This is a genomic window from Pseudosulfitobacter pseudonitzschiae (assembly GCF_900129395.1).
GTDB classification, from domain to species: Bacteria; Pseudomonadota; Alphaproteobacteria; order Rhodobacterales; family Rhodobacteraceae; genus Pseudosulfitobacter; species Pseudosulfitobacter pseudonitzschiae.
In genome coordinates, this window is sequence record NZ_FQVP01000004.1 from 50,926 (window position 1) to 71,712 (window position 20,787).

Consider the following 20,787-nt stretch of genomic DNA (forward strand, 5'->3'; position numbering starts at 1 on the left):
CTCAAACAGTTCAACAACAGATCGGGTGCAGCGTGCAGCGAGCCATTCTCCGCAAAACAAGCTTTGCTGCCGCCTTTGTCGCGCTGGGCACGGCGGCATACGCCCAAAGCGATGACGGCACACCGCACTTCAAAATGCCGGTACAACCCTCGTTGAACTTGTACGGCAGCCCCGGCGTGATCGACATGCCCACGGGCGAAGCATTGCCCGACGCGCAATTCGCCGTCAGCTACTCCTATTTCGGCGGCATCAGCCGCACCGCGATGACCTTTCAGTTCTCGCCCCGCATTTCGGCGACGTTCCGCTATGTCGGCATTCAAAACTGGAACGACAACGGTTTCGACACCTACCGTGACCGCAACTTTGACGTCCGCTTCCTGCTGCGCCGCGAATCGCAATACTTGCCCGCGATCACGCTGGGACTTCAGGATTTCGCGGGCACCGGCATCAATGCGGCCGAATACGTTGTTGCCACCAAAACCTTTGACCGCCCGCTCAGCCTGCCCGGTAGCATGAAGGTGTCGGCGGGTCTGGGTTGGGGCAGGCTCGCGTCTTCCGGGTCCATCGGTTCGCTGTTCGGCAGCAACCGCCCCAAATTCGACCCCAACAGCAAGGGCGGCAACTTTGCCACCGACCAATGGTTCCGCGGACCCACAGCACCCTTCGCGGGCATCGAATGGCAGATCGACAATCGTTGGGCGCTCAAGGCTGAATATTCATCGGACGCTTATGAACCCGAGACCTCGCGCGGGGTGTTCACCCGCAAGAGCAGGATGAACTTTGGTGCGGAATATCAGTATTCTGAAAACCTGCGCCTGGGTGCATATTGGATGTACGGCTCAGAATTCGGCATAAGTGCCCAGTTGCAGGTCAACCCAAAACGCGCGACCACGCCGATGATGGTCTCAGGTCCGCGCACCATCCAGCAACGTCCGACCCGCGCAGAGAATCCCGCCGCCTGGTCCGAGGACTGGAGCACAAGCGCCACAGCCCCGACAACCATTCGCGACGCCCTGCGCCCCGAGCTGGAAAAAGAAGGGCTGACGCTGGAGTCATTGTCCGTCAGCGCCAACAGCGCCGAGCTGCGCTTCATCAACCGCCGCTATTCCGCAGACGCGGCCGCCATTGGTCGTGCTGCACGCGTGATGGCGTTGATCCTGCCGCCGTCGGTTGAAACCTTCCGCCTTGTGCTGGTCGAGGACAACTTGCCGCTCAGCACCGTGACCCTGCGCCGCTCGGACCTCGAGGCACTGGAATTCCAGCCAGACAACACAGACGCCCTGCTGGCGGTCACCGGGTTCAGCGAAGCGGCACCAAATCTGCCACATGCGGTGAAAAACCCCGATCTGTATCCGTCGCTGAATTTTTCTGTGGGTCCATATCTGTCCCCCAGCTATTTCGATCCCGAAAGCCCGGTGCGGGCCGACGCAGGCGTCAGCGCCGAATTCCGTTATCGGTTCGCGCCAGGCTGGCTGGTCGCGGGCGAAATGCGCCACCGTCTGATCGGGAACATCGCCGACAGTGATCGGTTCTCGAACTCTGGGCTGCCGCGCGTCCGCACCGATTCCCTGCGATATGCGCAGGCCGCCGACACCACCCTGCACAAGCTTTATATCAGCAAGCAGTGGAAACCCGGAGCCAACACCTATGCCCGCGTCACCGCCGGTTATCTGGAGCAGATGTTCGGCGGCGTTTCAGCAGAATTGCTATGGAAGCCGGTGAACAGCCGTCTGGCACTGGGTGTCGAGGCCAACTATGTCAAACAGCGTGAATACGAACAGCGGTTCGGCTTTCAGGACTATTCCGTCGCCACGGGCCATGTCTCGGCCTATTACGAATTCGGGCGCGGCTACATGGGCCAACTGGACGTAGGCCGCTATCTGGCAGGCGACGTGGGGGCCACCGCGACCCTGACCCGCGAATTTGCAAACGGATGGCGTGTCGGCGGTTTCTTTACGCTGACCGACGTCTCCGCGGCCGAGTTCGGCGAAGGCTCCTTTGACAAGGGTATCATCCTGCAAATCCCCGTAAGCTGGTTCACCGGTCAACCGTCGAAACGCACCGTGTCGACGACAATCCGTCCGATCCAGCGGGACGGCGGCGCACGTCTGGACGTGCCGGGGCGCCTGTATGAACAAGTGCGCAACGGACACCGCAATGACATTGTCGCCGACTTCGGGAGGACCTGGGAATGAAACTGCGCCATATCTGTCTAGCCCTGTGCGCCGGTCTGGTCCTCTCCGCTTGCAGCGGTGGCACCGAAAAGGCCAGTTCGCAGTCGTCCACCCTGTCCGAGGTCGCGAACTCCATTGTTGCGGGTCGCAAAGCCAAGCGGAATCCGCCGGAATTGCCGACACTGACGCGGCCCTTGCTGGACAACCTGACGGTCGGCTCGCTCGAAGTTATTGCGTCCAAGCGCGGGCAGACCGCCTATTTGATCCCCGAGGCAAGGCGCAGCGGAAACCTGACGGTCTGGCGCACAGGCGGCAACAGCCAGGTCATTCTGCGTGACGGCGTGTTGATCGGCACCAAGGGATTGGGCAATGACCTTGCCTCTGCCGACGCGTCCCCCGCGCTGGCGGCCGTCCGCAGCCGTGGCGGCAGTGCAGGCCAACGCGTGATGTACATCCGCAATGACGTGAACGGCGTCGACCGCATGTCGCTGAGCTGCGAGGTGCACAATCTGGGTGCCGAAAACCTTGAGATCGTCGAACGCAGTTTCCCGACCGTTCACCTGCGCGAGGATTGCGTCAACGAAACCGGGAAAATCGCCAACCATTACTGGGTGGACCGCCGCGACGGCACGGTCTGGAAATCGCGGCAATGGGCAGGCCCGCAAACCGGCTATCTGGATATCCGGTTGCTGAAAAAATAACGCCAGGCGTGGCCGAGCTCCCCTGAGGACGTGTCTTTGGTTCGGCAACAAGGCAACAAGCGATGCGGTTTTGACCCGATCAAAGCCAAGTCTGTTGAGACAACAATGGTTCTGGGGTACTCAGACAACATCTGATCCATGGAGCCATATTATGACCAAAGCATTGAAATTCTTCTCGGCGGCCGCCCTGTCGGCTGCGATGACGCTGCCCGCGTTCGCCGATGACATCCCTCTGAATTCGACAGTTTCCGGCGGTGCAGGCCAGGCCAATGTTGACGGTCAAACAACTCTGGTTGGTGGCGAGTTAGAGACGGGAATCGCCCTTGGAGCGACGGCGGCGGTTATCGTTGCGCTCGCCGGGTCCAACAATGAAACCGTGACATCGACGCCGTAAACCGCCTTTGCCAAACCGGATGCCATCAAGCGTCCGGTTTTTTCGGCTGACGCGTTCAAACAGGGCAATGTGCTTAGTCCAACAGCCCCTCGATCGCGTGAACCACTGGTTCCGACAGCGGTTTTGTCCCTGATCCCCAGGTCGCCACAACCTCGCCGTCCGGCCCGATCAGCACCTTTTGAAAATTCCACTTCGGCTCGAACCCGGTCTCGCGGCGGACTTGCGCATAGAACGGATGCGCATCCGCACCCCGCACGTGGGTGATGTCCGTCATTGGCAGGTCCAAACCAAAGGTCAGCTCGCAGAACTCCTTGACCTCGGCGGCGCTGTCCAGCTCTTGGCGAAAGTCGTCCGAGGGCACGGCCAGCACCACCAGCCCGCGCGCCCTGTAGCGATCATAAAGCGTCTGAAGCTCGGTGTATTGCGGGGTGTAGGCACATTGCGACGCGGTGTTGACGACCAGTACCGGGCGACCCGCCCAATCGTCCATCGCCAATTGGCCCCCGTCGATACTTGAAAACCGCTGACCGCTGACCCCGGCAAACGCAGCCGTTCCAAATGCAAGGCTGGCGAACAGCGCGGCGAACATATGGACAAGGCGTTTCATGGCAAACCTCCTGGTGCAACTGCTAAGATATACACTGGAACGCGCCGAACGGATCACATTTCCTTTCCGTGACCATGCTGTAACATCCCTTTGATTTTTCCCCGCCCACACCATCTTATGCTCAAAGAAACCCTGACCGAAGGAGGCAAAATGGCCACCTATACCAAAGATCCCGACGCCATCGCGCGCCTGTCACCCGAAGAATATCGCGTGACCCAGCAAAACGGCACCGAACGCCCCGGCACCGGACCGCTTTTGGACAACAAGGAACCGGGCATCTACGTCGACATCGTCTCGGGCGAACCGCTGTTTGCATCCTCTGACAAATACGAAAGCGGCTGTGGCTGGCCCAGCTTCACCAAGCCGATTGAACCGGCCCATGTGAACGAGTTGCGCGATGACAGCCTGGGCATGATCCGCACCGAAGTCCGCAGCACCCACGGCGACAGCCATCTGGGCCATGTTTTCCCCGATGGGCCACGGGATCGCGGCGGCTTGCGCTATTGCATCAACTCGGCCTCGCTGCGCTTTGTCCATCGTGACGACATGCAGGCCGAAGGCTATGGCGACTATCTCGACCAGGTGGAGGATGTGGCATGAGCGACGCACGCGCAGTTCTGGCAGGCGGATGTTTCTGGGGCATGGAGGATCTGATCCGCAAACGCCCCGGCGTGAAATCCACCCGTGTGGGCTATACCGGCGGTGACGTGCCCAACGCGACCTATCGCAACCACGGCACCCACGCCGAAGGGATCGAGATCATCTATGATCCCGCCATCGTGTCCTATCGCGAGTTGCTGGAGTTCTTCTTTCAGATCCACGATCCCACCACGCCAAACCGTCAGGGCAACGATGTGGGGCTAAGCTATCGGTCGGCGATTTATTACGTCGACGAAGAGCAGAAAGCCGTGGCGCTGGACACGATTGCCGATGTCGAGGCATCTGGCCTGTGGCCCGGCAAGGTCGTGACCGAAGTCGAACCGGTCGGTGACTTCTGGGAGGCGGAACCCGAGCATCAGGACTATCTGGAACGCATCCCCAACGGCTATACTTGCCATTTTATCCGCCCTGACTGGGTGCTGCCCAAACGCGCGGCGGAATAGACCCTAACAAAGCAATTCAGCCGTCCGCGACACGCGGGCGGCCCGACGCCTCGACCGTCAGCGTCGCCTCGACAAAGACCTGCCGCGCTTCAGCCTCGGCGGTGCGAATGTCCCGCTCCACCCTCACCTGGATATCCCCTGCACCGGCAGCCTGTGCCTCGGAAACTGCAGCCGACTGCAGGGCCGTTTCCAGCCGTGTCAGAGCCGCATCCGACGACATGAAGTCCTCGGGGCCGCTGTCCAGATGCACCCGGAACCGTCCTTCGCTGGGCGAGGTCACCGTGCCGCTGCGCCGCATCGTCACGCGCCCCACAACGGCGCCGATGGCATTGGCCACGCCTGCGTGTTCCGGCAGGATCATCTTGCAGCCCATCAACGCCCCCACAGCCGGGTAATAGCTGGCGGCAGAGGCGCCCAGACCGATCACCGGCACATTCAGGCCGGTGTCAATCCGCACAACGCCTGCGTGCCGGCCCAACCCGCGTTGCATCAGAACGTGACGCGCCAGGGTTTCGGGGGACAGGCCAAAATCCAGCGTGTCCTCGGCAAAAGCAGTTTCTAACAGGGCCAATCCGGTCTGATGTGTCAGCTGATCGACAATGATCTGCGCCATCACCAGTGGATCACGCGCCAGCGTCACCCCGGCACCTGTGCGTCGCCTGCCAAACAGTTCCAGCGCCATCTGCGCCGCCTCTGTATTCCAGGCTGACACGACCCCCAGCACATGCGCCGCGTCCGACGGCGTGACACCCGCAACTTGGACAAGACCACGCTCGACCAGCCGTTTCAGCGCCGCGACCTCCATGCGCGATTTCAGCACCTTGCCCACTGGCCAGACTGCAGTGCCGATCCGATGCAGCAGGTCGGCATCCCGTTCCGCCAGCCCGTGCGCCTCGATCCCCTGCACCGCGCGGACAAAGCGGGCATCGTATTCACCGGGCGTCGTGCTGCGCAATTGTTGCTCTAACACATGCAAAACCACGTCTTCCGCCTCATGCGCGATCAGCGAAACGGGCAGCAAACGGCGCGGTCCCAGCGTCACGCCACCTTGCAGGCCGTCGACGGTAAAATGCACCTCGCTGTCCCCGCCAAGGCCGGTGGTGCGCATCGCCACCGCCTCGACCATCGTGCGATAGGGGCCGACCTGCGCGCCCGCGGGGTCAATCGCCGGCCGCCCGTTTTTCAGCATGGCAACATCCGTCGTGGTCCCGCCAATGTCACTGACCAGCGCCGTATCCGCCCCCGTCATCCACCGTGCCCCCACGATCGATGCGGCAGGGCCACTCAGGATCGTCTCGATAGGACGCGCCCGCGCCTGCTCAGCGCTCATCAGCGCCCCATCTCCCCGCACGACCATCATGGGCGCCGTCACGCCGAGATCTGCCAGCACCTGTTCCGCGCGGCCGATCAATCGCAACGTCAGCCCGATCAACCGCGCGTTCAGCACCGCCGTCAGCGCCCGCTTTGGTCCGTTCAACTTGGCCGACAGCAGGTGCGAGGCCGACACCGGCCGCCCGGTGATCTGCGTGACCAGCTCTGCCGCCCGCAATTCGTGTGCAGGATTGCGCGTGCCGAACTGGGCGGCCACCGCAAAACCACTGACATCCGATTTATGTGTCTCTAAAAAGGCGATCAGTGCCGCCTCGTCCAGGGTTGCAACCTCTACACCGGCGTGATCATGCCCGCCGTCAACCACGATATAGGGATCACCCTTTAATGCCTCGCGCAGCCCGTGCGCCTCCAGGTCCCTTTCCCGAAAACCGATATACACCAGCGCCACGCGCCCGCCCTGCCCTTCGACCAGCGCGTTTGTCGCCAGCGTCGTTGACAACGACGCCATCGTCACCTGATCCGCCGTCACCCCCGATTGCGCCAGCACCGCCCGCACCGCGGCCCCTACGCCAATCGCCAGGTCCTGCCGCGTGGTCAGCGCCTTGGCGCTGGCAATCACCACCTGCTCGTCGCGAACCAGCACCGCATCGGTATAGGTCCCGCCCGTGTCCACACCCAACAAGATCGCCATCAGGCCGTTCCCTTCAATCGCGCCACCGCCCAGCGCGCCGCATCGGCCACCGTCGCATCCGCATCTTCACAGAAGCCTTGCGCCACCGGCACAAGCGCAGCGACACCTGAATTCCCAATTGCGTACAAAACGTTACGAACAAACCGGTCGCGCCCAATCCGCTTGATCGGAGAGCCGGAGAACCGCGCCCGAAACGCCGCATCGTCCAATGCCGCCAGTTCCGCCAACGGCGGCGCTCCAACGCCCCCATGATAGCGCAGGTCGCTGGCCGCCACGGCGAACTTGTTCCACGGACACACCGCCAGACAATCGTCGCAGCCGTAAATCCTGTTGCCCATCAGCGCACGCAGATCCTCATCCACAGGGCCTGCGTGTTCAATCGTCAGGTAGGAAATGCAACGTCGCGCATCCAACTGATAGGGGGCCGGAAAGGCGTCGGTCGGGCAGATGTCCAGACAGGCGGTACAGGACCCGCAATGCCCCACCTCTGGCGCATCGGGTTCGAACTCTAGCGTCGTGAAAACAGAGCCTAAAAAGGCCCAGTTTCCCCATTCACGGCTCAGAAGATTGGTGTGTTTGCCCTGCCATCCCAAGCCCGCCGCCTGCCCCAGCGCCTTTTCCGGCACCGGAGCGGTGTCGACAAAAACCTTGATCTCGCCGCCTGCGGTCTCGATCAGCCACCGCCCTAACCGCTTCAGCCGTTTCTTGACGATGTCATGATAATCGCGCCCTTGGGCATAGGCCGAAATCACCCCCCGCTCGCGTTCGCGCAGCAGCGGCAATGGGTCATATTCGGGCGCATAGCTTTCAGCCAGCATGATGACCGACCGCGCCTCGGGCCACAGGGCGGCGGGGTTGCCGCGCCAGTGCATCCGCTCGGCCATCCAGCCCATCTGTCCGTGATAGCCCGCCTGAACGAACGCCTCCAAACGCGCCGCAGCCTGCGGCACCGCATCCGGCCTGCACACACGCGCCATCACAAAGCCCTCTTCGAGGGCCCGTGTGATAACCTGCTGCTTCAGGTCCATGTCTTCTCTGGTTCAAAAAATCCCGGGGTCAGGCCACAGGCCAAGGGGCAATACCCCTGTGCCACGCCCGCCTTAGAAATCCAGGTCATTGTAATGCCGCGGTGGTGGAAAGCCAGGGACCTGGTCGGCCAGAATATTGCGAAACGCCGGGCGGCTCTTGATCTTGGCGTACCAATCCTTGACCACAGCCGACCGGTTCCAATCCACGTCCGAGATATAGTCCAGCGATGACAGATGTGCGGCGGCAGCGAAATCGGCCAGCGTCATCTGGTCACCCGCCAGCCAGCGACGATGGTCGAGCAGCCAGGTCATGTAGTCCAGATGGTATTTGATCGCCTTGGCCCCGGCTTTCACGTTCTTCGAATCGGGATAGCCTTGTCCCATCATCTTCTTGTTCACCCGCTCGTACAGCAGCTTGGATGTCACCTCGTGGTGAAACTTGTCATCAAACCAGTTGACCAACCGCCGCACTTCCAGTCGCGCCACCGGGTCCTTTGGCAGCAACGACGGCTCGGGCCGCGTTTCTTCCAGGTATTCGCAAATCGGTCCGCTTTCCGACATGATGATCCCGTCCAACTGCAACACCGGCACCTTGGCTGCGGGGTTGCGGCGCAGGAAATCGGCGTCGGCCTCCCAATATTTCTCTTCTACCAGATCAACCCCGATCTTCTTCTCGGCAAGGCTCAGACGGACCTTGCGGCAGAAAGGGGACAGGGGAACGTGAAACATTTTGGCCATGGGACATCCGTTATAGGGTGAACGAAACGTTCACCTTCCTTGCACGGGCTGCGAGGGCTTTTCAACTCTCGAAACAGGTTGCGCGACCATCCGCTTTAATTGTCGCCGCCCCGTCCAGCACAGCAGCGGCACGACGCCGGACCGATTTGCTGGGGTTGCTGGCAGATCGCTCTTTGGGCAATGGCAGGATCGCCGCCAGACGTGCCGCCTGCACATCGCTCAACGCGTCCGGGGCCACACCGAAATAGTGACGGGCCGCCGCGTCGACGCCAAACACGCCCTCGTCGAATTCAACCACGTTCAGATAGACCTCGATGATCCGCCGCTTGGACCACAGCGCCTCGACCAGCGGGGTCATCAGCGCCTCGAGTGCCTTTCGGGACCAGTTCCGCCCGTGCCAAAGATAGACGTTCTTGACCACCTGCTGGCTGATCGTCGAGGCGCCCCGACCCGAGCCTTCTTCGATGGCGGTGCGGATCGCAACCAGGTCAAAGCCCCAGTGATTGCAGAAATTCGCGTCCTCGGCGGCCACGACCGACCGGGCCATCACAGGGGCCACGTTTTCCAAGGGCACCCATTCGCGTTCAATGCCCCCCAAACGGCGCGATTCCTGCGCCATGTAGATCGTGGTGGGCGGATTCACGACCGAATACAAAACCACCAGAAACACCATCAGCAAGAACACGGCGCAAACGGCACGCAACAGCCAACGCCCGGGGCGAAGGCGCTTTCTCGTCTTGGTCTTCGCGGTTTTTTTCGTCGTTTTTCGGGCCATCCAACAGCTATAAACGTCCCCGTCAAAGCCCGCAATCGTTGGCTGCATGCTAAGGAAAAACTGCGAAATAGCTAAAATCAGACGGGTTTCCACGTCTGGCCTCGCACCAAGATCGACCCTGTTCCAGCCCTATCGGCACCAGATGTCGGGGGTCAGGGACCACGCACCCCAACATACCCTTTCAGGCATGAAACGCGCAGGCTGGGAATGCAGAAAAATTTAAGAAATATCAATTTGTTAAGCGGCGCACGCAATCGGCATTCCATGCTAGTGTGATAACACGGCTGTTTGGCCGATTACGCAACTCCCGCAACGCAACATGGAGACATCGGGATGATTACCGCACTCAGCGCGTCCGGCTCTGCCGGGCTGTATACCACACCACAGCCTGCCGTGCTCAGCTATGCTGATGCAGCAACGGTATGGCTGCTTAGCTGGTCCGGCAACGACGAAAACATCATCGCCGCCAAGATGGGCACCAACGTGGGCCGCGTGGCCGACATTCTGGCAGAAAACACCTATGTCGGATCACGCGACAACGCCGTGCGCATGCGCAACGCGCGCGCTGCGATGATGCAACGATAGGGCCAAAAGGCCCCATCGTCTCTTACTCGGCCGGGATCGCCTTTTCCTCGATGGACAAGGGGGCCGGCAGATGCACAAGCATCTCTTTCGGGCAGACCTGCATAAAATGCTTCTGCTCGATATCCCAATGCTGAAGAATGTCCGCGGCCTTCTGGCTGCCGGTTTCCTCAAGGTGCCGTTCCAGCAGGGTTTCAAGCTGATCGTGCCAATGGTCGACCGTCACGGGGCAGGTCACCAGCGTTTCGCGGTTCATCATGGCCGACGCCTTGCCTTCTGGGTCATAGAGATAGGCCATCCCACCGGTCATACCCGCGCCAAAGTTGGCCCCGATATCGCCCAGGATCACCGCCACGCCGCCGGTCATATATTCGCAACCGTTGCTGCCACAGCCTTCGATCACCACCGATGCACCCGAGTTGCGCACGGCAAACCGTTCACCTGCACGCCCCGCAGCGAACAGATAGCCCGCCGTTGCACCATACAGTACGGTGTTGCCGATAATGGTGTTCTCGGACGCGACAATCGACGAGGACATTGGCGGACGCACAACGATGGTACCGCCCGACAGACCCTTTCCGACATAGTCGTTGGCATCGCCCGACACTTCCAGTTTCAGACCCGGTGCCGCAAAGGCGCCCAGCGACTGGCCCGCCGAGCCTGTCAGCTTGACCGTCAGGTGGTCGGGCTGCAGCGTGTTGCGCATCCCGAACTTGCGGACGATGTGGCTGGAAATACGGGTGCCCACGGTGCGATGAGTGTTCTGCACCGCATAGGACAGCTGCATCTTTTCACCGTCCTCCAGGAAACGCGCGGCGTCGCGCACGATCTGGGCGTCCAGCGTGTCCAGAACCGCATTGCGCGGCTTGTCCCGGTTATAGACGATTTCCGACGCGCCATCGACGGTGATCAGCAGCGGGTTCAGGTCCAGATCGTCCAGGTGGGCCGACCCGCGCGACACCTGCGCCAGCAGGTCCGCACGCCCGATCACATCGTCCAGGCTGCGCGCGCCAATCGACGCCAGCAGCTCGCGCACTTCTTGCGCGTAGAAGGTGATCAGGTTCACGACCTTGTCCGCGTTGCCGGTGAATTTGCCGCGCAGCGCTTCGTCCTGGGTACACACGCCCACGGGGCATGTGTTCGACTGGCACTGACGTACCATGATACAGCCCATCGCGATCAGCGCGGCGGTGCCGATGCCGTATTCCTCGGCCCCCATCATCGCGGCCATGACAATGTCACGCCCGGTGCGCAGCCCGCCATCGGTCCGCAGGGTGACACGGTCGCGCAGGTTGTTCATCGCCAGAACCTGATGCGCCTCGGTCAAACCCATTTCCCATGGCAGACCCGCATATTTGATCGAGGTCGCAGGCGACGCACCCGTGCCGCCGTTGTGGCCTGAAATCAGGATGATGTCGGCCTTGGCCTTGGCCACGCCCGCCGCAATCGTGCCGACACCGCTGGACGCCACCAGTTTCACGGTGACTTTGCAACGCGGGTTGATCTGCTTCAGGTCATAGATCAGCTGCGCCAGGTCCTCGATCGAATAGATGTCGTGGTGCGGCGGCGGCGAGATCAGCGTGACCCCTTTGGTCGAATGCCGCAGCCGCGCGATCAGGTCGGTGACCTTCATGCCGGGCAGCTGACCGCCTTCGCCGGGTTTCGCGCCCTGCGCCACTTTGATCTCAAGCTCTTCGCACTGGTTCAGATATTCGGCGGTCACGCCAAAGCGGCCCGATGCGACCTGTTTGATCTTGGCCGACGGGTTGTCGCCGTTGGCTTCGGGCACAAAGTGCGCCGGATCTTCGCCGCCCTCACCGCTGTCGGATTTCGCGCCGATGCGGTTCATCGCAACGTTCAGGGTCTTGTGCGCCTCGGGCGACAGGGCCCCCAGCGACATGCCCGGCGTCACGAACCGCTTGCGGATCGAGGTGATGCTTTCCACCTCTTCCAGCGGCACGGGCTTGCCCAGCGGTTTGATGTCCAGCAGGTCGCGCAGATGGATCGGCGGGTTGCTCCGCATCTTGGCGCTGTACTGCTTCCACAGTTCGAACGACGCGCGGTTGCAGGCCATTTGCAACATATGCATCGACGTCGCTTCCCAAGCGTGGGTCTCGCCGGATTTGCGCGCCTTGTAGAAACCGCCGATGGGCAGAACCGCATCGCTCAGCCAGCCACGGGCATGCACTTCTTCCACCTTGGACTGAATACCGGTGACACCGATCCCGCTGATCCGGCTGGTCATGCCGGGGAAGTATTCGGCGCACATGGCACGGCTCAGGCCAACAGCCTCAAAGTTCAGACCGCCGCGATAGGACGACACGACGCTGATGCCCATCTTGGCCAGGATTTTCAGCAAGCCCTGATCAATCGCCTCGCGGTAACGCGCGATGGCGTCGGTCAGGTTGCCGTCCAACAGGCCGCGTTCGATGCGGTCGGCAATCGAGTCTTCGGCCAGATAGGCGTTGACGATGGTCGCACCGCATCCGACCAGCACCGCAAAATAATGCGCGTCCATGCATTCGGCGCACCGCACGTTCAGCGAACAGAACGTCCGCAAACCCTTGCGGGTCAGATGCGAGTGCACCGCAGAAGTTGCCAGGATCATCGGCATCGCCACCTTGTCGGCATTACTGTGATGATCCGTCAGAACGATATGACCGGCCCCAGAGCGCACGGCGTCCTCGGCCTCGGCGCGGATACGGGCCAGACCGGCGCTCAGGGTGTTTTCACCCGGCGCAAAGGTACAGTCGATCTCGACCAGGTTCGCGTTGAAATGTGTGGTCAGTTCGTCCCATTGGGCGTTGCCGACAAAGGGGCTGTCCAGTGTCAGGATCTCGGTCTGGCTGCTGTCTTCGTCCAGCACGTTCTTGAGGTTGCCGAACCGTGTCTTCAGGCTCATCACGCGGAATTCGCGCAAGCTGTCGATCGGCGGGTTGGTCACCTGGCTAAAGTTCTGGCGGAAGAAATGGCTCAGCGGGCGGTACATTTTCGACAGAACAGCCGACGGCGTGTCATCACCCATCGACGCCAGCGCCTCTTTGCCGTCTTCGGCCATTGGGGCCAGAACCTGCTCCAGATCCTCGACGCTGAAACCGGCCGCGATCTGGCGGCGACGCAATTCGCCACCCGAGAACAGCGCCTTTTCAGTGACCGCACCAAAGCTGTCACCCAGTTCCTTGATCTTGCCGACCCAATCCCCAAAGGGCTGCGAGGCGGCCAACTGGTCCTTGATCTGTGCGTCGTCGAACAACTTGCCCTCGGTCATGTCCACGGCCAGCAGCTGACCCGGACCCAAGGCGCCCTTGCGCACGATGCGGGTTTCATCCAACGGCACCATGCCTGCCTCGGACCCCGCGATAACCATGCCGTCGTTGGTCACGACATAGCGCATGGGGCGCAGCCCGTTGCGGTCCAGACCGGCGCAGACCCAGCGGCCATCGGTCATCGCCAGGGCGGCAGGGCCATCCCAGGGTTCGATCACCGAGTTGCAATAGGAATACATGTCGCGCCACGCCTGCGGCAGTTCGACCGCCTGCTTGGACCATGATTCCGGCACCAGCATGGTTTTCGCCATGGGCGCGTTGCGGCCTGCACGGACCAGAACCTCGAACACTGCATCCAGCGCTGCGCTGTCAGACGACCCGCTGGCGACGATGGGTTTGATGTCCTCGGCCATCTCGCCAAAGGTGCTGGAGGCCATGCGGATCTCATGGCTTTTCATCCAGTTCAGGTTGCCCTTCAGCGTGTTGATCTCGCCGTTGTGGGCCAGCATGCGGAACGGCTGTGCCAGCCACCACTGCGGGAAGGTGTTGGTGGAATACCGCTGGTGATAGATCGCAAAAGCGCTTTCGAACCGTTCGTCCATCAGGTCGGGATAGAAATCGGCAACCTGTTCGGCCAGCATCATGCCCTTGTAGATGATGCTTCGGCACGACAGCGACGCGATATACAACTGGGGCGCTTGCGCGGCCAGCGCCGCCTTTTCGATGCGACGACGGATCACGTACAACTCGCGTTCGAATGTCTCTTCGTCCACGCCCTTGCTGTTCGAAATCAGGATCTGTTCGATCTCGGGGCGGGTCGCGTTGGCTTTTTCTCCCAGGCAGGCAACGTTCACCGGAACGTGGCGCCAGCCATAGATGTTATAGCCCATGCGCAGCACTTCGGATTCAACGATCGTCCGGCAGGTTTCCTGCGCGGCAAAATTGGTGCGCGGCAGGAACACCTGACCGACAGCGATCAGCTGGTCCTTGCGGGGGCGGTGGCCGGTGCGCTCGATCTGGTCATAGAAGAACGGCACAGGGATCTGCACGTGAATGCCCGCGCCATCGCCGGTCTTGCCATCGGCGTCGACCGCACCGCGGTGCCAGATCGCCTTGAGCGCGGCGATGCCGTTTTCCACGACCGCACGGCTTTTCGAGCCGTCGATGTTGACCACAAGACCAACGCCGCAGGAAGAATGCTCTTCTTCTTCGGAATACAGGCCGTTTTCGGCCATGTATTTGCGTTTGGCTTCCTCGGCCCGGACCCAGTCTGCATCATATTTGGTCATTGGTCGTCTCCTTCTACGGGCGCGAACATCGCGATTGTCTCGGGCGTGCTCAGTCGACGATGATCGCCGGCCAGCGCATAGCCCTGCGGACACATGTCCGCGAAAAATTCCAGTGTCAGCGGCGCGTTTGCCGCATTCTTGAACAGTCCCGCCGCAACATTGCGTTCACCCGCGGCGGGGATTTCGTAAAACAGCGTCGACCCGCAGGTCGCGCAAAAGCCGCGATTGGCCCAGTCGGACGAGGCATATGTCGTCACGGGGCCGTCAAAGCGCAGGCTACCAGCATCCGTGGTCAGCGACACGAACATACCGCTGGTGTGCGCGCGGCACATGTCGCAATGACAGGCCCGCAACACGGGATCGGTCACAGTGGCGGCCACGGTCACGGCGCCGCACAGGCACTGGCCGTTGATAGGCCGGCTCACTCCGCATCCTCCACATGAAGATGTGTCGCTTCGTAATCCGCCTTGCTGACCCGTTGCAGATCACCACCCAACACCACACCCGACGGTGCGCAATCGGCATAGACAACGCGCGTCAGCGCAGCCCCGCCAAAACCGTCGAACAGACCCGGCGACAACTCCAGATTGGCAGCACCTTCGCCTTCGGTATCGGCAAACCAGACCGCAGTGCCGCAGTTCTCGCACCATGCACGCTCGGAAAAGCTGGACGAGGCATATGATTTGATCGGACCGGCATAAGTGACCCGTTCGCGCGGAATTTCCAGCCCCATCAGAACCGACCCAGTCCAACGGGTGCACGCCGAACAATGGCACGCCGAAACATCGCCCAAGGGACCAGTGACGGTAACCGTCACCGCACCGCACAAGCACCGCCCCTTGATCTGTTCAGAATTAACCTCGGTCATGTCCTGTCTCGCTTGGGTAAAGGCCGCCGGTTGTGGTGGCCTTGTGCCTATTCCGCAGCAACCTGCTGCGGGGCTTTCATCTGATCCAAGATCGCGTTGGCGCAATCACGTCCGTCACGAATGGCCCATACGACCAGCGACGCGCCGCGCACGATATCACCGACAGCATAGACGCCATCCATCGCGGTCTTGCCTGTGGTGAACTCGGCCATGACGGTGCCCCAGCGGGTCACTTCCAGATCGGGTTGATCCCACAGTGCCGGCAGTGCCTCGGGCTCAAAGCCCAGCGCCATGATTACGATGTCCGCGTCTTCGACGTAATCCGCGCCTTCGATGATCTCGGGCGATTGACGGCCTGTGGCATCAGCGGCGCCCAGACGCATTTTTTGCACCATGACACCGGTGACGTTGCCGTCCTTTTCGGTAAAGCCCTTGGGCGCGCTCAGCCATTCAAAGACCACGCCTTCTTCCTCGGCGTTCTGCACTTCACGCTGGCTGCCCGGCATGTTGGCACGGTCGCGGCGGTACAGACATTTCACCGATGTGGCCCCCTGACGGATCGACGTGCGCACACAGTCCATCGCGGTATCACCACCGCCGATGACCACGACACGCTTGCCTTTCGCGTTCAGCTCGCCGCTGTCAAATTCCGGCACATCGTCACCAAAGCTCTTGCGGTTGCTGGCGGTCAGGAAATCAATTGCGCGCACCACGCCCTTGGACGTGCTGTTGGGCGCGGTCAGGTCGCGGCTTTTGTAAACGCCCGTGGCGATGATGATCGCGTCATGTTTCGCCCGCAGATCGGCAAAGCTGATGTCTTCGCCCACGTTGCAATTCAGTTCGAATGTCACCCCGCCCTGCGTCAGCTGGTCGTTGCGGCGCATGACCACGTCTTTTTCCAGCTTGAAGCCGGGGATGCCGTAGGTCAGCAATCCGCCCGCGCGGTCGTAGCGGTCATAGACCGTGACCTGCACCCCAGCCCGACGCAGCACGTCCGCTGCGGCCAGGCCACCGGGGCCCGCACCAATGATGCCAACGCTTTCGGCGCGCTCTGCCTGTGGTTTGATCGGCAGTACCCAGCCTTCTTCCCAGGCGGTGTCAGTGATGTATTTCTCGACCGCGCCAATGGTCACGGTGCCGTGGCCGGATTGCTCGATCACACAGTTGCCTTCGCACAGACGGTCCTGCGGGCAGATGCGACCGCAGATCTCGGGGAAGGTGTTGGTGGCTTGGCTGACCTCATAGGCTTCTTGCAAACGTCCCTCGGCGGTCAGGCGCAGCCAATCGGGGATGTTGTTGTGCAACGGGCAATGGGTTTGGCAATAGGGCACACCGCACTGGCTGCACCGGCTGGATTGCTCCTTGGCCTTGGCCTGTGCAAACTCGGCGTAGATTTCGTTGAAATCCTCGCGGCGCTGCTGGGCTTCACGCTTTTGCGGCATGTCCCGTTCAACGGTTACGAATTTCAGCATCGGCTGCTTGGCCATGGATTACCTACCTTGCTTGGGGTCCTCTGCGGGCCTGATAAAGGATGTCCAACAACATTAAAAGGCAGCAATGCTGACCTATATTAATCTTTTTCGACCTCGTCTTGTTGTCTTTGGCAAAATCTAGGTGTTATTAGTTCCGTATCGGACCTATATTGCCACTTTCAATTTGATTCGCAGCAATTATACCAGCGTCAGCGGGCCATTTGGGGACTTCCATGTCGTTGTATTATCTGCTGATCGCCGCCGTCATCCAGGGCATCACCGAATTCCTTCCCGTCAGCAGCTCGGGCCACCTGATCCTGCTGCCCGCGCTCTCGGGCGCACAAGATCAGGGGCTGGCAATTGATGTCGCCGTGCATGTTGGCACGCTGCTTGCGGTGATCCTGTATTTCTGGCGGGACGTCCGCAGCGCCCTGATCGGGCTGGGCAGGCTGGCGCGCGGCAAGGTCGACACGCCGGGGGCGATGCTGGCCTTTCTGCTGATACTCTCGACCGTACCCGTGATGATCGTGGGCCTTGCCATCAAGCTGGCCGGTCTGGACGAGGCAATGCGCTCGGTTGCCGTGATCGGCTGGACGATGCTGGGCTTTGGCATCGTGCTGTACTGGGCGGACCGCACCGGCGCGACGACCAAGGCCAAGGACGACTGGACCCTGAAAGACGCGGTTGCGATGGGACTGGCGCAGGTCATCGCCCTGATCCCCGGCACCTCGCGGTCCGGCATCACCATCACGGCGGCGCGCAAGCTGGGCTATGACCGCGAATCCGCGGCGACCCTGTCGATGCTGATGTCGATCCCGACCATCATCGCCTCAGGCGTGCTGCTGGGGGCGGATGTGGTGGGTCAGGCAAATTGGGCACTGGCCCGCGACGGCGGCATCGCGGCCGCCTTTGCCTTTGTCGCCGCCCTGCTGGCGCTGAAGCTGATGATGAAACTGCTGAAAAGCGTCGATTTCACGCCTTACGTGATCTACCGCATCATCTTTGGGCTGTTTCTGCTCTGGTGGGCGTATAGTTAAGCGCGCAGGTTCTTCGCGCTTTCCTTGATCGCATCGTACTGACCCGAAGGGCGGAACCGCCACAGATAGTCCGGCAGCACCGATTCCATGGCGACGGGCTCAATCCCCAGCTCGGCAAAGCCGCGCGCGCCTTCGCTGACCACGTTGTCGTGGCGCAGGTTTTTGACCTGATCACCGGTGATCGGCGCCTTGACGATACCCAGCGACAGCGTCTGCCCCAGGCCAGCCAAGGCCGCCACGATACGCGCAATGCCGAAGGGCACGTTCAGGACCAGACGGCGGCGACGGATCACTTGCAGCATCTGCGCCATCAGTTCACGGAACGTATCGACATCCGGCCCGCCCAGCTCGTAGACACCGGTCACGTCATCACGGATCACCGCAGCCTCGGCGGCGCGGGCGACATCCTCGACATAGACAGGCTGGAATTTCGTATCGGCACCGACCACGGGCAGGATCGGCCCCATGCGGGTCATCCCGGCAAACCGGTTAAAGAATTCGTCCTCGGGACCGAACACGATGGATGGGCGCAGGATCACGGCCTTGGGCATATGCTCCAGCACAGCAGCCTCGCCTTCGCCCTTCGTGCGCGCGTAATCGCTGTCAGCGTCCACATCGGCACCGATGGCCGAGATGTGCACCAGCTTGGCAACGCCCTGTTGCGCGGCAATCCGAGCGACGCGGGCCGCACCTTCGGCCTGTACGGCGTCAAAGGTGTTCTTGCCGTTCACGGCCAGAATGCCCACGCAATTGATCACCGCATCGGCGCCCATCATCACCTCGGCAACTGACGCATCGTCACGGATGTTACACAGCACCGGCTCGACCTGGCCAACGACACCATAAGGTTTGACAAAGATCGCCTCGTTGGGGCGGCGCACGGCGACACGAACGCGCCAGCCCGCCTTGGCCATGCGACGCGCAACATAGCGCCCGACAAACCCGGACCCGCCATAGATAGTGACCAGCTTGGACATCGCAAAAGCTCCTTGGGGCAATTCGTTGCAGTCGGGTCTAACGGGCGCGCCCGCGCCAGACAAGACGGCAATTTGGCGCGGTTTCGCTGGCGACGGGCAAAATTTGCAAAAACTCGGGCCTGAACCCGAAAAACAGAAGAGAATCTGTTTGACACCCCCCGCCAGCTTGCCTAAACGACGCGACACCACCCGTGCCCAGATGGCGGAATGGTAGACGCGCTGGCTTCAGGTGCCAGTGGCCGCAAGGCCGTGGAGGTTCGAGTCCTCTTCTGGGCACCATTTTCCTTGACAATCAGAACGACGCGAACACGCTGATTTCAGCGTGTTATTTGCGCGTCCTGCGCACTCCAGCACCCCGCCAGACATTGATAATACCGATGATAGCGCCAACCTAAGACCGGTGCAGCACGAGCGCGGTTGCTTCGCGCCTCAATGCGTTACGAAAATTCCTATGCTAAGTCATATTGGTAACATTTACATTGCATCGAATCGTCGGTTTGGTTAAATTGAAAGCAATACCTGAGGAGAGTTTCATGACTGCATTCATCTGTGACGCACAGCGCACCCCGATCGGGCGGTACGGCGGCGCATTGTCGGGCGTTCGGGCCGACGATCTGGCGGCGGCACCGATTGCCGCGCTGATGGCGCGCAACCCCGATGTGGATTGGGCCAGCGTCGATGATGTGATCCTTGGCTGCGCCAACCAAGCGGGTGAAGACAACCGCAACGTGGCGCGCATGGCGGCGCTGTTGGCGGGTCTGCCCGTGGATGTGCCCGGCTCGACCATCAACCGTCTGTGCGCCTCGGGCATGGACGCCGTGGGCCTTGCCGCGCGCGGGATCAAGGCGGGCGATCTGGACATGGCGATTGCCGGCGGCGTCGAAAGCATGAGCCGCGCGCCCTTTGTCATGGGCAAGGCCACCAGCGCATTCAGCCGCGCCGCCGAAATTTTTGACACCACCATCGGCTGGCGCTTTGTGAACCCGAAGATGAAGGCGCAATATGGCGTCGATTCCATGCCGGAAACCGCTGACAATGTTGCCGCCGACCACGATGTGAACCGCGCCGATCAGGATGCTTTCGCTGCCCGGTCGCAAGAGCGCTGGGCTGCCGCGCACGAGGCAGGCTTGTTTGCCGAAGAAATCAGCCCCGTGACCATCCCCCAACGCAAGGGCGATCCCATTGTCGTCGACACCGACGAACACCCCCGCCCCGGCACCACGCTGGACGCCTTGGGCAAGCTGCGGGCCATCAACGGCCCCGATCTGACCGTGACGGCGGGCAATGCCTCGGGCGTGAATGACGGTGCCGCGGCTTTGCTGCTGGCCTCCGAAGCGGCTGCGGCCAAAAACGGCCTGACACCGATGGCGCGTGTCGTGGCGATGAATGCCGCGGGTGTTGAACCCCGCGTTATGGGCATCGGCCCGATCCCGGCCTGCGAAAAGGTGCTGAAACGCGCCGGTCTGACCATCGACCAGATGGACGTGATCGAACTGAACGAAGCCTTTGCCTCGCAAGGTCTGGCGACCCTGCGTGCGCTGGGTGTGGCCGACGACGATCCGCGCGTGAATGCTCAGGGCGGCGCCATCGCAATCGGCCACCCGCTGGGCATGTCGGGCGCGCGTCTGGTGATGACAGCAGCCTATCAACTGAAACGTACAGGTGGGCGCTATGCGCTGTGCACCATGTGCGTGGGCGTCGGCCAGGGTGTCGCGCTTATCCTCGAGCGGGTCTGACAACGGCCCGCCCTTCT

18 protein-coding genes and 1 tRNA gene are annotated in these 20,787 nt (G+C 61.6%); 9 read left to right on the forward strand and 10 right to left on the reverse strand.

The window, feature by feature from the left end; all coding sequences use genetic code 11:
- Window positions 1-32: 32 nt before the first annotated feature.
- The 3 genes from BUC08_RS12075 to BUC08_RS12085 all read left to right on the forward strand — a co-directional run bounded on the left by BUC08_RS12075 (window position 33) and on the right by BUC08_RS12085 (window position 3,269).
- On the forward strand, window positions 33-2,195 hold the full coding sequence (locus BUC08_RS12075) for a YjbH domain-containing protein (protein WP_051693965.1): 2,163 nt from the start codon (window positions 33-35) through the stop codon (window positions 2,193-2,195).
- Complete coding sequence (locus BUC08_RS12080) at window positions 2,192-2,875, forward strand: YjbF family lipoprotein (protein ID WP_037922361.1); 684 nt, start codon at window positions 2,192-2,194, stop codon at window positions 2,873-2,875. The genes BUC08_RS12075 and BUC08_RS12080 overlap by 4 nt, the downstream gene beginning before the upstream one ends.
- 151 nt (window positions 2,876-3,026) lie before the next feature.
- Window positions 3,027-3,269 carry a hypothetical protein gene (locus BUC08_RS12085; protein WP_037922364.1) on the forward strand — a complete coding sequence of 81 codons (243 nt, stop codon included), beginning with the start codon at window positions 3,027-3,029 and terminating at the stop codon, window positions 3,267-3,269.
- A 73-nt stretch (window positions 3,270-3,342) separates the two neighbouring features.
- On the opposite strand, the gene BUC08_RS12090 is transcribed toward BUC08_RS12085, so the two are convergent.
- The gene (locus BUC08_RS12090) at window positions 3,343-3,876 is read right to left on the reverse strand and encodes a glutathione peroxidase (RefSeq protein ID WP_037922367.1); all 534 of its coding nucleotides are present in this window, start codon (window positions 3,874-3,876) and stop codon (window positions 3,343-3,345) included.
- A 150-nt stretch (window positions 3,877-4,026) separates the two neighbouring features.
- Between BUC08_RS12090 and msrB the strand changes: the two genes are divergently transcribed.
- The gene (msrB, locus tag BUC08_RS12095; RefSeq protein ID WP_037923372.1) at window positions 4,027-4,476 is read left to right on the forward strand and encodes a peptide-methionine (R)-S-oxide reductase MsrB; all 450 of its coding nucleotides are present in this window, start codon (window positions 4,027-4,029) and stop codon (window positions 4,474-4,476) included.
- A complete protein-coding gene (gene msrA / locus BUC08_RS12100; RefSeq protein WP_037922369.1) occupies window positions 4,473-4,979 on the forward strand; it encodes a peptide-methionine (S)-S-oxide reductase MsrA in 507 nt (168 codons plus the stop codon). Before msrB ends, msrA begins: the two co-directional genes overlap by 4 nt.
- Before the next feature lie 16 nt (window positions 4,980-4,995).
- Here msrA and BUC08_RS12105 read toward each other — a convergent pair whose 3' ends face one another.
- The 4 genes from BUC08_RS12105 to mtgA all read right to left on the reverse strand — a co-directional run bounded on the left by BUC08_RS12105 (window position 4,996) and on the right by mtgA (window position 9,543).
- Window positions 4,996-7,002 carry a hydantoinase/oxoprolinase N-terminal domain-containing protein gene (locus tag BUC08_RS12105; RefSeq protein WP_037922371.1) on the reverse strand — a complete coding sequence of 669 codons (2,007 nt, stop codon included), beginning with the start codon at window positions 7,000-7,002 and terminating at the stop codon, window positions 4,996-4,998.
- Window positions 7,002-8,030 carry a tRNA epoxyqueuosine(34) reductase QueG gene (gene queG / locus BUC08_RS12110; protein WP_037922374.1) on the reverse strand — a complete coding sequence of 343 codons (1,029 nt, stop codon included), beginning with the start codon at window positions 8,028-8,030 and terminating at the stop codon, window positions 7,002-7,004. The genes BUC08_RS12105 and queG overlap by 1 nt, the downstream gene beginning before the upstream one ends.
- Before the next feature lie 72 nt (window positions 8,031-8,102).
- A complete protein-coding gene (gene fzlA / locus BUC08_RS12115) occupies window positions 8,103-8,768 on the reverse strand; it encodes an FtsZ-binding protein FzlA (RefSeq protein ID WP_028955733.1) in 666 nt (221 codons plus the stop codon).
- Between the two features lie 61 nt (window positions 8,769-8,829).
- Window positions 8,830-9,543, reverse strand: a complete 714-nt coding sequence (mtgA, locus tag BUC08_RS12120; RefSeq protein ID WP_037922376.1) for a monofunctional biosynthetic peptidoglycan transglycosylase — start codon at window positions 9,541-9,543, stop codon at window positions 8,830-8,832.
- Window positions 9,544-9,876: 333 nt separating this feature from the next.
- Here mtgA and BUC08_RS12125 point away from each other — a divergent pair, with 333 nt between their 5' ends.
- The gene (locus tag BUC08_RS12125) at window positions 9,877-10,128 is read left to right on the forward strand and encodes a hypothetical protein (protein ID WP_051539426.1); all 252 of its coding nucleotides are present in this window, start codon (window positions 9,877-9,879) and stop codon (window positions 10,126-10,128) included.
- Window positions 10,129-10,150: 22 nt separating this feature from the next.
- Here the strand turns inward: BUC08_RS12125 and gltB are convergent, their stop codons facing one another.
- From gltB to BUC08_RS12145, 4 genes are read right to left on the reverse strand one after another with little or no spacing between them, the layout of a single operon-like run.
- Window positions 10,151-14,680: a glutamate synthase large subunit gene (gltB, locus tag BUC08_RS12130; RefSeq protein WP_037922378.1), complete on the reverse strand. Its 4,530-nt coding sequence runs from the start codon at window positions 14,678-14,680 to the stop codon at window positions 10,151-10,153.
- Complete coding sequence (locus BUC08_RS12135) at window positions 14,677-15,105, reverse strand: GFA family protein (protein ID WP_037922380.1); 429 nt, start codon at window positions 15,103-15,105, stop codon at window positions 14,677-14,679. The genes gltB and BUC08_RS12135 overlap by 4 nt, the downstream gene beginning before the upstream one ends.
- The gene (locus BUC08_RS12140; RefSeq protein WP_037922383.1) at window positions 15,102-15,548 is read right to left on the reverse strand and encodes a GFA family protein; all 447 of its coding nucleotides are present in this window, start codon (window positions 15,546-15,548) and stop codon (window positions 15,102-15,104) included. Before BUC08_RS12140 ends, BUC08_RS12135 begins: the two co-directional genes overlap by 4 nt.
- Before the next feature lie 47 nt (window positions 15,549-15,595).
- Window positions 15,596-17,035, reverse strand: a complete 1,440-nt coding sequence (locus BUC08_RS12145; RefSeq protein WP_037922385.1) for an NAD(P)-dependent oxidoreductase — start codon at window positions 17,033-17,035, stop codon at window positions 15,596-15,598.
- A gap of 218 nt (window positions 17,036-17,253) precedes the next feature.
- Here BUC08_RS12145 and BUC08_RS12150 point away from each other — a divergent pair, with 218 nt between their 5' ends.
- Complete coding sequence (locus BUC08_RS12150; protein ID WP_037922389.1) at window positions 17,254-18,057, forward strand: undecaprenyl-diphosphate phosphatase; 804 nt, start codon at window positions 17,254-17,256, stop codon at window positions 18,055-18,057.
- Here the strand turns inward: BUC08_RS12150 and BUC08_RS12155 are convergent.
- Window positions 18,054-19,034, reverse strand: a complete 981-nt coding sequence (locus tag BUC08_RS12155; RefSeq protein WP_028955725.1) for a complex I NDUFA9 subunit family protein — start codon at window positions 19,032-19,034, stop codon at window positions 18,054-18,056. The two genes, BUC08_RS12150 and BUC08_RS12155, sit on opposite strands and share 4 nt — an antisense overlap.
- A gap of 193 nt (window positions 19,035-19,227) precedes the next feature.
- Between BUC08_RS12155 and BUC08_RS12160 the strand changes: the two genes are divergently transcribed.
- Together BUC08_RS12160 and pcaF are read left to right on the forward strand one after the other, a co-directional pair.
- A tRNA-Leu gene (locus BUC08_RS12160) sits at window positions 19,228-19,313 on the forward strand.
- Between the two features lie 254 nt (window positions 19,314-19,567).
- Window positions 19,568-20,770, forward strand: a complete 1,203-nt coding sequence (pcaF, locus tag BUC08_RS12165; protein ID WP_037922392.1) for a 3-oxoadipyl-CoA thiolase — start codon at window positions 19,568-19,570, stop codon at window positions 20,768-20,770.
- Window positions 20,771-20,787 lie beyond the last annotated feature (17 nt).

Coding starts and splice junctions, on each gene's coding strand:
- fzlA (WP_028955733.1), bottom strand. CDS start 8,768: ATGGCCAAAATGTTTCACGTTCCCCTGTCCCCTTTCTGCCGCAAGGTC.
- BUC08_RS12125 (WP_051539426.1), top strand. CDS start 9,877: ATGATTACCGCACTCAGCGCGTCCGGCTCTGCCGGGCTGTATACCACA.
- mtgA (WP_037922376.1), bottom strand. CDS start 9,543: ATGGCCCGAAAAACGACGAAAAAAACCGCGAAGACCAAGACGAGAAAG.
- msrA (WP_037922369.1), top strand. CDS start 4,473: ATGAGCGACGCACGCGCAGTTCTGGCAGGCGGATGTTTCTGGGGCATG.
- queG (WP_037922374.1), bottom strand. CDS start 8,030: ATGGACCTGAAGCAGCAGGTTATCACACGGGCCCTCGAAGAGGGCTTT.
- pcaF (WP_037922392.1), top strand. CDS start 19,568: ATGACTGCATTCATCTGTGACGCACAGCGCACCCCGATCGGGCGGTAC.
- BUC08_RS12140 (WP_037922383.1), bottom strand. CDS start 15,548: ATGACCGAGGTTAATTCTGAACAGATCAAGGGGCGGTGCTTGTGCGGT.
- BUC08_RS12145 (WP_037922385.1), bottom strand. CDS start 17,035: ATGGCCAAGCAGCCGATGCTGAAATTCGTAACCGTTGAACGGGACATG.
- BUC08_RS12155 (WP_028955725.1), bottom strand. CDS start 19,034: ATGTCCAAGCTGGTCACTATCTATGGCGGGTCCGGGTTTGTCGGGCGC.
- BUC08_RS12090 (WP_037922367.1), bottom strand. CDS start 3,876: ATGAAACGCCTTGTCCATATGTTCGCCGCGCTGTTCGCCAGCCTTGCA.
- gltB (WP_037922378.1), bottom strand. CDS start 14,680: ATGACCAAATATGATGCAGACTGGGTCCGGGCCGAGGAAGCCAAACGC.
- BUC08_RS12085 (WP_037922364.1), top strand. CDS start 3,027: ATGACCAAAGCATTGAAATTCTTCTCGGCGGCCGCCCTGTCGGCTGCG.
- msrB (WP_037923372.1), top strand. CDS start 4,027: ATGGCCACCTATACCAAAGATCCCGACGCCATCGCGCGCCTGTCACCC.
- BUC08_RS12105 (WP_037922371.1), bottom strand. CDS start 7,002: ATGGCGATCTTGTTGGGTGTGGACACGGGCGGGACCTATACCGATGCG.
- BUC08_RS12080 (WP_037922361.1), top strand. CDS start 2,192: ATGAAACTGCGCCATATCTGTCTAGCCCTGTGCGCCGGTCTGGTCCTC.
- BUC08_RS12150 (WP_037922389.1), top strand. CDS start 17,254: ATGTCGTTGTATTATCTGCTGATCGCCGCCGTCATCCAGGGCATCACC.